The organism is Aerococcus sp. 1KP-2016, assembly GCF_002252085.1.
Taxonomy (GTDB): domain Bacteria; phylum Bacillota; class Bacilli; order Lactobacillales; family Aerococcaceae; genus Aerococcus.
On sequence record NZ_NEEY01000006.1, the window covers coordinates 1 to 11,602 of the forward strand.

The 11,602-nt window shown below is 37.9% G+C and carries 8 protein-coding genes and 1 pseudogene; 8 read left to right on the forward strand and 1 reads right to left on the reverse strand.

The genetic code is table 11. The features are described 5' to 3' along the window. Positions 1 to 592: 592 nt before the first annotated feature. Together B9P78_RS02175 and B9P78_RS02180 are read left to right on the forward strand one after the other, a co-directional pair. A complete protein-coding gene (locus tag B9P78_RS02175; RefSeq protein ID WP_094517939.1) occupies positions 593 to 1,780 on the forward strand; it encodes a M20 family metallopeptidase in 1,188 nt (395 codons plus the stop codon). 272 nt (positions 1,781 to 2,052) lie between these two features. Further along, complete coding sequence (locus B9P78_RS02180) at positions 2,053 to 2,649, forward strand: nitroreductase family protein (protein ID WP_094517940.1); 597 nt, start codon at positions 2,053 to 2,055, stop codon at positions 2,647 to 2,649. A 65-nt stretch (positions 2,650 to 2,714) separates the two neighbouring features. On the opposite strand, the gene B9P78_RS02185 is transcribed toward B9P78_RS02180, so the two are convergent. Further along, a complete protein-coding gene (locus B9P78_RS02185) occupies positions 2,715 to 3,542 on the reverse strand; it encodes an AraC family transcriptional regulator (RefSeq protein ID WP_094517941.1) in 828 nt (275 codons plus the stop codon). Positions 3,543 to 3,678: 136 nt separating this feature from the next. Here B9P78_RS02185 and B9P78_RS02190 point away from each other — a divergent pair. The 6 genes and pseudogenes from B9P78_RS02190 (at position 3,679) to B9P78_RS02215 (ending at position 11,495) form a co-directional block, all read left to right on the forward strand. Then, positions 3,679 to 5,876 (forward strand): annotated as a pseudogene (locus tag B9P78_RS02190) (alpha-galactosidase). Between the two features lie 12 nt (positions 5,877 to 5,888). Further along, on the forward strand, positions 5,889 to 7,148 hold the full coding sequence (locus B9P78_RS02195; RefSeq protein WP_094517942.1) for an extracellular solute-binding protein: 1,260 nt from the start codon (positions 5,889 to 5,891) through the stop codon (positions 7,146 to 7,148). Between the two features lie 13 nt (positions 7,149 to 7,161). Beyond that, positions 7,162 to 8,028, forward strand: a complete 867-nt coding sequence (locus tag B9P78_RS02200) for a carbohydrate ABC transporter permease (protein WP_094517943.1) — start codon at positions 7,162 to 7,164, stop codon at positions 8,026 to 8,028. Between the two features lie 12 nt (positions 8,029 to 8,040). After that, positions 8,041 to 8,874 carry a carbohydrate ABC transporter permease gene (locus B9P78_RS02205; RefSeq protein ID WP_094517944.1) on the forward strand — a complete coding sequence of 278 codons (834 nt, stop codon included), beginning with the start codon at positions 8,041 to 8,043 and terminating at the stop codon, positions 8,872 to 8,874. A 27-nt stretch (positions 8,875 to 8,901) separates the two neighbouring features. After that, the gene (gtfA, locus tag B9P78_RS02210) at positions 8,902 to 10,347 is read left to right on the forward strand and encodes a sucrose phosphorylase (protein WP_094517945.1); all 1,446 of its coding nucleotides are present in this window, start codon (positions 8,902 to 8,904) and stop codon (positions 10,345 to 10,347) included. A 14-nt stretch (positions 10,348 to 10,361) separates the two neighbouring features. Next, a complete protein-coding gene (locus B9P78_RS02215) occupies positions 10,362 to 11,495 on the forward strand; it encodes an ABC transporter ATP-binding protein (protein WP_094517946.1) in 1,134 nt (377 codons plus the stop codon). Positions 11,496 to 11,602 lie beyond the last annotated feature (107 nt).

Below are 11,602 nucleotides of genomic sequence, written 5' to 3' on the forward strand. Positions count from 1 at the left end.
AAGTAGTCCCACTTTCGTTTATTTTTATAAAGATATAGAAAAATACACTCCCACTACTGAACAAAAAAGTTCATAGTTTTGGGCGTGAATTTTTTTGAGAGACCTTTTGTCCCAGCCTCTTTACTTTGAAAAAATCTTTATAAATTTTGATTGAAACATATCATGGGAACAGGTTAAAGGACTGAAAGTGTAGTTCCTTAGCCGTGAAATAGGATGAAATCGAGACCTTAGCTCGATTTCAAATTGAAAGACCCTGGCTTTCAAAGGTCCCACGGCTCACAAGGAACGTACACTGTAAGGACGAAAAATCTATGATTTTAATTTTTTGTCCCAGCCTCTTTTTTTGTATTTAATATCCTACAAGATAAAATGTGGCATTATTTGTGGTTGGAAGTGAATCACTTTACATTTAATCAATATGATAATGAAAACATAAAACAGATTTTTCTTATGCAAGTAATGGAATTTTCTTTCGTTTAAATGAGTTTGGGAAGTTTATTGTAATTATTGCAATTTTAGTCAAAAATTAGACAAAAACTTTAAAATAGGTGTCCAATAAATTGAAAAGAAAAATAAAATGGAGGAAATATTTATGGCATATTTAGATCGTGCAAAAGAAATATTTGACGATGCAGTAAAAGTTCGTCGCCAATTACATGAGAACCCAGAGGTTGGATTTGAATTACCGGAAACGGCGAAATTAGTAAAAGCTAAGTTAGATGAATATGGGGTTGCCTACCAAAATGTTGGTAATACATATGGTATCACGGGTACACTAGGATCTGGCGATAAAGGTAAAACATTGTTACTTCGCGCTGATATGGATGCCTTAGCAATCACTGAAAAATCAAAATCTGCTTGTACTTCAAAAAATGACAATGGTCATTTATGTGGCCATGATATGCATACAACTATTTTATTAATGGTCTTAAAAATGTTAAAAGAAAACGAAGACCAATTGGAAGGTCAAATTAAATTCTTATTCCAACCAGCTGAAGAAACTTTAAACGGCGGACGCGTGATGGTGGAAGAAGGTATTTTAGAAAATCCTAAACCAGATGCAGGTATGGCCCTACATATGTGGCCAAATGGTGACAAAGTGGATGTAGAAATTCATAAACGCGAAGCTTTGGCTTCAGCATTGAATTTCCGTATCACCATTAAAGGTGTAGGTGCACATGGTGCTATGCCAAATAATGGTGTAGACCCCGTATTTGTTGCTAGCCAAATTATTAACGGTGCGAATGGTATTCTAGCTCGTGAATTGCCATCAAATAAAGGTGCATCTTTATCAATGGGCTATATCAATGCACCAGGTGGGGCAATCAACGTTATTCCAGATACAGTCGTACTAGAGGGTACCTCTCGTTCATTATTCCCTGAATCTGCAGAACATGTGGCAAAACGTTTACCTGAAATTGTAGAATATATTGGTAAAGCCTTCCGTGCTGAAACAGAATTTAAAGTAATGGCTAACTGTCCTGCTTTAATTAACACTGAATCTGTTGCTGATCAAGTAATGTCATCAGCTAAAGAAGCGTTAGGTGATAACTATGAGGTTGTAAATGTACCAGCATATCTTGCATCTGAAGATTATGCGCATATTGCAAGTAGATTACCTGAATCTTGTTATTTCTTTGTTGGATGTCCATTACCTGATGCTGATGGACAAGTATACCCAGTTCATCATCCATTAGTACAATTTAATGAAGAAGCCCTAATTGTTGGTTCAGCAACTATGGCTACTGCAGCTCAAAATTGGTTACGTGATAACAAATAATCTGACAATTTAAATAGCGTAAAGACTGGATTTGTAGTCCAGTCTTTTTTGATGTTGAGATTTTGGACAATTTTGTACTAAAAATACAATAAAACTGAGTGAAAATTTGAACAAATGATTGCGATTTAACGCCAAATTTTACTTTAAACGTATAACTATGTGTTTTATCGAACAAAATAATTTACTCTTAAAAAGTAAGTAGGTAAGATAAAAGTAGTTCAAAACTGCAATAAGGTTTTGAAAATTCCAAAACAGAAAGAGGATTTAAATATATGTCAACATTTGCAGAATTATTAGAAAACCGTCGCTCTCAATACGTAATCGGAGCGAATACTGACGTAACAGCTGAGCAAGTTGCTGAAGCTTTGAAAAATGTAGTACCTCACGTACCAACAGCTTTCAACTCTCAATCTAGCCGTTTAGTAGTAGCATCTGGTGAAAATAACGCAAAACTTTGGGACTTGATTAAAGATGTACAATCTAAAGTTTTACCAGAAGAAACATTCAACTACATGGCGCCAATCATGGATGGTGCTCGTAATGCAGTTGGTACTGTATTATTCTTCGAAGACCGTGACGCAGTAGAAAACGGTATTCCTGCTAACGACGAACGTCGTTACGTATACAAAAACCATGCATCTGCAAATGCTCAATTTGCTACTTGGTTAACTTTAACAGATCTAGGTTTAGGCGCAACTTTACAACATTTCAACATTGGCTACGAACAAGGATTTGATCGTGCTATCCGTGAATTGTTAGACTTACCAGAATCTTGGGAATTAGTTGCTGAAATGCCATTTGGTTCTATTGAAGCACCAGCTGCAGAAAAAGAAGTTATTGCTGCTGAAGAACAAGTTATCTTAAAATAATCACATCATATAAGATGTTAACGAAAAGGATCATTTACCTCATGGTAAGTGATCCTTTTTTGTGTTCATTCATTGATTTTACGGAATTGAAGGGGACTAACCTGATAAGTTTTCTTAAATGCCTTACTAAATGCTAAAGGATCAGTAAAACCCACGGAACTAGCAATTTGAGAAATGGTCAAGGAGGAATTGATTAACAGATCACAACTTTTCTTCATTTTGACCATTAATATATAATCTTTTATTGACTGTCCTGTTTCTTCCTTAAATATCTTATAAAGATAACTGCGGTTCAAATTTAATTTTTCAGCTATTGTGGTAACTTGTAGGGGGGTATCATATAGACTATGAATAATCTTCAAAGCTTGCTTCATATACTTCTTGTGGTTGTTATGACTTTCCTGCGCTTCCTGGTTTGGGAATTCTTCAATTAAGAAAGCCAACAATTTATATAATTCACCTATAATTTCTAATTCATTACTTTCAGTAAATTTTTTATCCGCATAGGCAATTAAACGATACATTTGATTCAAAATTTTTGAGTCCTTTTGACTTGTGGCAAAACATTTTGCCATAAGACTAGATTGCAATAAAATGCTTTCCGCTCTCGATCCGGAAAAACCAACCCATATGTAAGACCACGGCTGATCACCATCTGCTTGATAGTAAGTGACGGCATCTTTAGGTAGGATAAAAATATCTCCAGCACCTAATGACGTCACCTTATTATATATGGTGAATTGCCCACTACCTTCAATAATATAATGTAATACAAAGTTATTACGAACGCTTGGACCGAAAGCATAATTCGGGGGACAGGATTCAAACCCATAATGATCAATGTTTAAATCAAAATTATTATTATCAAATTCATTGTATGTATTTAAAGTCATCTTTTATGCCTCCCTAATTAGGCAACATTATACCATGTTTAGGAAACAAAACGCCATTTGTAAAGCGCTTACTTATTGGTAAACTTTTAGTAAATAAATTAGTAAATCAATTCTAATGAATCAAAAGGAGAAGATTATGGCTCATTTCATCACATTTGATACGGAAACACAGGTTTTTCACCTGAGAAATGCAAGTATTTCATATCTGTTAAGCGTTGAAGAAGGTGGCTTATTAAGTCATCTGTATTTCGGATCACGTATTGAAAACTATCATGGACAAAGAAAATACCCACGTATAGACCGTGGTTTTCAGGTAATTTACCAAATAGTATAGATAGAGGCTATTCACCTGATACTTTGCTGAGAGAATATAGTGGCACTGGTGAAGGTGACTACCGTATTCCAGCAATATTAGTGAAACAAGAGAATGGGAGTCAAGCCACTCGATTCATATATAATCGCTACGAAATTATTACAGGCAAACCCAAACTAGAGGGACTTCCGTCATCTTACGTAGACCATGATGATGAGGCTGAAACGTTAGTCATTTGGTTAGTTGATGCCCGTGCTGGTCTTGAATTAGCTTTATCCTATACCATATATGCTGAACGTTCTGTCATAACGCGGTCAGTAAAATTACATAATATTTCCAATCAAACTATTATGATTGATAAAATCGCATCTATGGCACTCGATTTACCTGCGCAAGACTTTGATTTGATTTCCTTACCTGGAGCTCATGTCAATGAACGTCATATTAGCCGACAATCATTGACATATGGCCAAACACGTTTAGCAAGTCGTCGCGGCACCTCAAGTCATCAAATGAATAATACCATGATTTTGGCGCAAAGACATACCGACGAGTTTCATGGTGAAGCCTATGGTTTTGCGCTTGTATATTCAGGAAATCATGCGTTAGAAATTGAACGCGATCAAATTCAACAAACCCGTGTGGTGATTGGTATTAATGAAGAACTTTTTTCTTGGCAACTTGCATCCGGCGAAAGCTTCCAAGCACCTGAAGTCATCATGGTGTATGCCAATAACGGGTTAAATCAAATGAGTCAAACATTCCACGGATTGATTCGTGACCGCGTGGCTCGAGGAAATCATCAACACGCACTTCGCCCAATCTTGGTGAATAATTGGGAAGCAACTTATTTTGATTTTGACGAGGAAAAATTGCGTCCAATCGTAGATGAAGCCAAGCAATTAGGTATTGAAATGTTCGTATTAGATGATGGTTGGTTTGGCCACCGAGATAATGATGATAGTTCACTTGGAGATTGGTTCGTGGATAAACGGAAATTTCCTAAAGGATTACGTCAATTTGCCGATTATGTCCACGGTCAAGATTTAAAATTTGGCTTATGGTTTGAACCAGAAATGATTTCTGGAGATTCTGAATTATTACGTAAATATCCTGACTATCGTTTAGCAGTCCCAGGACGCACACCATACCCGAGTCGTCAACAATTTGTATTAGATATTGGCCGTAAAGAGGTTAGAGATAATGTCATCGCCCAAATTGAAGCCATTTTAGATGAAGGCTACATTGACTATATTAAATGGGATATGAACCGACATATTTCAGATATTTATTCGGCCAATTTACCTGCACATCAACAGGGGGAAGTCTTACATCGATATACTTTAGGTTTGTATGAAATGCTAGAACACTTAACAACAAAATATCCTGATATTTTATGGGAAGGTTGTGCAGGTGGTGGTGGTCGTTTTGATGTTGGTTTCGCATATTATATGCCCCAATCATGGACGAGTGATAATACAGATGCCGTTGCACGGTTAAATATCCAATACGGAACATCCTTATTTTATCCAACTTCCTTGATGACGTCACATGTATCTGCAGTACCCAATCATCAAACAGGGCGAATTACACCGTTTGATACTCGCGGTGACGTAGCAATGAGTGGCGTATTGGGCTATGAGTTAGATTTAACGCAACTAAGTGCGGCAGAAAAAGACTTAGTCAAATCACAAGTCGCCGTTTATAAAGAGATCCGACCACTCGTACAATTCGGTGATTTCACTCGTTTAGAAAGTCCTTTTGAAGGTAACGCAACGGCATGGATGTTTACCAATGAAGACAAATCTGAAATATTAGTTTTTACTTTTGGGGTATTGAATACAGCCCAAGCATCGATTCATCAAGTGAAATTACATGGACTTCAATCAGATAAAATCTATGAAAATGTGGCTAGTAAAGAAGTTTTTACGGGTAGCGAATTGGAGTGGATGGGATGGTATGAAGCGCCTATGACAGAAGATTTTGTTTCGCACCGTTATCATTTTAAAGCAATGAATTAGGAAGAAAGTGGCATGAAAACGCTTAAAAAGCTCCGTTATTTGGGTATTGCCTCTGCCAGTGTGCTTGCGTTAGCTGCATGCGGTAATACTGAAGAAACAAGTACGAATGGCAAAACGGTCATTGAATTTTTTAATCAAAAGAAGGAGATGGAGGGTACTCTAGAAGAAATTATTCAAGATTTTGAAAAATTGCATCCGGATATAGATGTGCAAATGACGAATGTACCGGATGCTGGTACTGTCTTAAAAACAAGAATGCTATCAGGTGACGTTCCTGATGTTATCAACTTATATCCACAAAATATTGACTTCCAAGAATGGGCAAATGCTGGTTTCTTCTATGATATGACTGGTCAAGATTATCTAGATAATTTAAAAAATCAATACGCTGATAAATATGCCATTAACGGCAAGGTATACAATGTGCCGTTAACAGCGAATGTATCAGGCATATATTACAATAAGACAAAATTTGAAGCCTTAGGGTTAAAAGCACCTGAAACATGGGATGAATTTGTCCAACTTGTGGATGACATCAAGGCCGCCGGTGAAACACCATTTGCTATCGCAGGGACAGAAGGTTGGACCTTGAATGGCTACCATCAATTATCTTTAATTACATCAACTGGTAGCGCCGATGCTGCAAATGAATACTTGCGATATTCACAACCAAACAGTATCTCAGCTGATGATGATATCTTAAAAGCTGATGCTGCAAAACTAGATTTACTGGCTGATGAAGGCAATCAACAAGCGAATTGGAAAGGTGCCTCTTATAACGATGCCATTGTTGCATTTACATCTGAAGATGCTTTAATGACGACCAATGGATCATGGGCACTAGCAGCGATGCGACAACAAGAGCCTACTTTTGAAATTTCTACCTTTGCGTTCCCAGGTGAAGAGCCCGGACAAAGTGCTACTGTGGGAGCTGGCGATTTTGCCTTGTCTATCGCTGCAGAGACGGAAAATTTAGAAGCAGCAGAAACTTTTGTTGCCTACATGACAACGCCAGAGCCTATGCAGAAATACTATGACGTGGATGGTTCGCCAGTTGCCGTAATTGGGGTGGAAGAAGATAGTGATTCACCACTAAAAGCCTTAAATGAACTAGCCTTCACTGACAAACATTATGTATGGATGGCGCAACATTGGACGAGTGAAGATGATTTCTTCACCGCAACAGCCAACTACTTAATGACGCAAGATATAGAAGCTTTAGCGGATGAACTGAATGCCTTCTTCAATCCAATGAAAGCAGACCTAGACTAGGGGGAAAGATCACATGAGAAAAACAATTAATAAATATTGGGGTTGGGCCTTTTTAATTGTCCCACTACTACTTCAAGCTATTTTCTTCTATTTCCCCATGTTTCAGGGGGCCTTTTACAGTTTTACCAACTGGACTGGGTTAACATATAACTTTGATTTTGTTGGCCTAAACAACTACATTATCTTGATGTCTGATAGTAAATTTATGAAAGCTATTGGTTTCACCTTGATTTTAACTGTGTCTTTAATCGTCGGTGAAATTGTGATTGGCATTTTAATTGCCCGGTTATTAAATTCAAAAATCAAGGGACGCACATTTTTTAGAGCCTGGTATTTCTTTCCAGCAGTGCTCTCCGGATTGACCGTATCGTTAATTTTTAAACAGGTATTTAACTATGGTTTACCGGCTATTGGTCAAGCATTGAATATTGGCTGGTTACAAGAGTCTCTACTAGGTTCAACTAGTGGCGCCGTATTTGCAGCTATCTTTGTCCTTTTATGGCAAGGTGTGGCTATGCCAATTATCATTTTCTTAGCTGGTTTACAAAGTATTCCCGAAGAAATAATTGAAGCGTCTGCCATTGACGGTGCTAACAGCCAACAAACATTCTTCAGTATCGAATTACCGTACTTGTTACCAAGTATCTCTATGGTATTCATCATGGCTTTAAAAGGTGGCTTAACAGCCTTTGATCCAATTTTTGCCTTAACCGGTGGTGGTCCAAGTAATTCAACAACTTCAATCGGTCTGTTAGTTTACAACTATGCCTTTAAGAGTAATCAATATGGTTATGCCAACGCAATTGCCATCGTCTTATTCTTAATTATCGCTGTTGTCTCTATTATTCAAATTCGTTTGTCACGTCGCTTTGAAATCTAGGAGGAAAACCATATGAAAAATGAAGAACGATTCAATCTAATTTGGAAATACGTCCTCCTAATTGTTGGAGCAATCTTAATCTTGATTCCGCTTTTAGCGACAGTATTTTCATCATTTAAAACAACACAAGACATCATGCAACATTTCTTTGCCTTTCCAAATCCAGCAACACTTGATAATTATGCTCGGTTGGTTGCAGATGGTATAGGGCATTATTTCTGGAATTCCGCGGTTATTACGGTACTGTCTGTAATCCTTGTAACCCTATTTATCCCAGCAGCGGCCTATTCTATCGCCCGAAACATGTCGAAACATAAAGCCTTTGCGATTATGTATTCACTATTGATCTTGGGAATCTTTGTACCATTCCAAGTAATTATGATTCCAATCACTGTCATGATGAGTCGCTTAGGCTTAGCAAATATGTGGGGTTTAATCATCCTGTACCTAACATATGCCATTCCTCAAACCTTATTCCTATACGTGGGCTATATCAAATTGAGTGTACCGGATACTTTAGATGAAGCCGCTATGATTGATGGTGCAGATCGTTTTACGACTTATCGTAAAATAATCTTCCCAATGCTGAAACCAATGCACGCAACGACACTCATCATTAATGCTTTATGGTTCTGGAACGACTTCATGCTACCTTTGCTGATTCTAAACAAAAATGCTGAAATGTGGACATTACCTCTATTCCAGTACAACTATACAGGCCAATACTTCAACGATTACGGTCCAAGTTTTGCATCATATGTGGTCGGTATCATCACGATCACAATCGTTTACCTGATTTTCCAAAAGAATATCATCTCTGGTATGAGCAACGGGGCCATCAAATAATCTACTACTGAGAAGAGGAGCATATACATGACATTTCAAAACAAAACCATGTTGATTACCTATTCTGATAGTTTAGGTAGCAACTTAAAAGAATTGAAGACGAATATCGACCAATATTTTGGTCAAGCCATCGGTGGTGTGCATCTACTGCCATTTTTTCCCTCTACAGGCGATAGAGGTTTTGCTCCGGTTGACTACGGTCAAGTAGATCCAGCATTTGGTAACTGGGATGATATCAAAGCCCTAGGTAACAAATACTATCTAATGTTCGATTTTATGATCAATCACATCTCCCGCCAGTCCACGTATTACAAAGACTTTCAGGAGAAAAAGGACGCTTCTGACTATGCCGATTTATTTCTAAGATGGGAAAAATTCTGGCCAAGTGGACGACCAACACAGGCCGACATCGACTTAATCTATAAAAGAAAAGATAAAGCCCCCATGCAAGCCATCACCTTCGCCGATGGTACTACGGAACATTTATGGAATACTTTTGGGGAAGAGCAAATCGACCTAGATATACGCCATCAAGTCACAATGGACTTCATCAAAGATACGATTGAACAGCTAGTGGCAAACGGTTGCGATTTGATTCGACTTGATGCCTTTGCCTATGCAATTAAAAAACTAGATACCAATGATTTTTTCGTGGAACCAGAAATTTGGGACTTACTAGACCGAGTGCAAGCGGTTGCCCAAGAAGCAGGCGCGGATATTTTACCTGAAATTCATGAACACTATACAATTCCTTTTAAACTTGCTGATCACGGCTACTTTGTTTATGACTTTGCTTTACCAATGGTTACCTTGTATTCACTGTTCTCAGGTAACACAGACCAATTAGCTAAGTGGTTGAAGATGAGCCCCATGAAGCAATTTACCACCTTGGATACCCATGACGGAATAGGGGTTGTCGATGTAAAGGATATTTTAACCGACGAAGAAATTGATTTTACATCCAAAGCCCTTTATAAGGTAGGCGCTAACGTTAAACGTAAGTATTCTTCTGCAGAATATAATAATTTAGACATCTATCAAATCAATACCACCTATTATTCAGCGCTAGGTGACGATGATAAGAAATATTTCATCGCGCGATTGATTCAAGCTTTCGCACCAGGAATTCCACAAGTGTATTATGTGGGTCTACTTGCTGGTAAAAATGATCTAGAACTCTTAGAAAATACCAAAGAGGGGCGTAATATCAATCGCCACTATTACACTAGTGATGAAATTGGACGTGAAATACAGCGTCCATTGGTCCAAAAATTATTGCAATTATTTACCTTCCGTAATGAAAGTGAAGCTTTTGATTTAGCTGGTGGTATCGAGGTTGCTACACCGGATGCACATACGATAATCATTACACGCTATAATGCTGACAAATCAGTAATTGCTGAGGCAAACATAAACTTACTTGATTTACGCTACAGTATCTTTGAAAACGACCGTCCCGTTCATTTTGAATAGAAAGAGAGTATAACATGGTAGAATTAAACCTAAACCATATTTACAAAAAATACCCCGACGCCACTGACTACGCTGTAGAAGATTTTAATTTAGATATTAAAGATAAAGAATTCATTGTATTTGTCGGACCTTCTGGTTGTGGTAAATCCACTACATTACGTATGGTCGCTGGATTAGAGGAAATAAGCCAGGGGGAACTAAAAATTGATGGTGAAGTAGTGAATAACAAATCACCTAAAGATCGTGATATTGCGATGGTATTCCAAAACTATGCTTTATACCCACATATGACGGTTTACGATAACATGGCTTTTGGTTTGAAATTACGTAAATACGACAAAGCTGAAATTGACCGTCGCGTGAATGAAGCAGGAGAAATACTAGGTTTAACTGATTTCTTACAACGTAAACCAGCAGACCTATCAGGTGGGCAACGACAACGTGTAGCTATGGGACGAGCAATTGTCCGTGATGCTAAAGTATTCCTAATGGATGAACCTTTATCAAACCTTGATGCCAAGTTACGTGTTTCCATGCGGACAGAAATTGCCAAAATCACCCGTAAAATTGGGGCAACGACCATTTATGTTACACATGATCAAACCGAAGCAATGACATTAGCAGATCGAATTGTGATTATGAATGCAACGAAAAATTCTGATGGTTCAGGCACAATTGGTCGCATTGAACAAATCGGTACACCACAAGAATTATATAATAAACCCGTAAGTAAATTCGTAGCTGGCTTTATTGGTAGTCCTTCAATGAACTTCTTTACAGTAACAGTAGGGGAGAATCGTATTTCCAATCAAGATGGTTTGGACATTGCTATACCAGAAGGCCAAGCTAAAATCTTACGTGACCGTGGTTACCTGGGTAAAGAAGCCATTTTCGGTATTCGTCCAGAAGATATTTTGGATACTAACATTGCCATGGAAGCCTACCCAGAGGATACCGTGACAGGTGAGGTAGTCGTTTCTGAATTACTTGGTCCTGAAACCATGTTATACCTAAAATTAGGTCAAACTGAATACGTTGCACGTATCTCTGCTCGTGACACATTTGAAGCGGGTGACAAAGTTGCCCTAACCTTTAACATTACGAAGGGACATTTCTTCGACTTGGCAACAGAACAAGCAATTCGTTAATATGCGAAGCATATCTTAGCTGGGGACAAAACTTCCCAGCTATTTTTGATATTATTAATGCAAACGCTTGCACAAACTGGTAGAATGGACTTAACAACATAAAACAT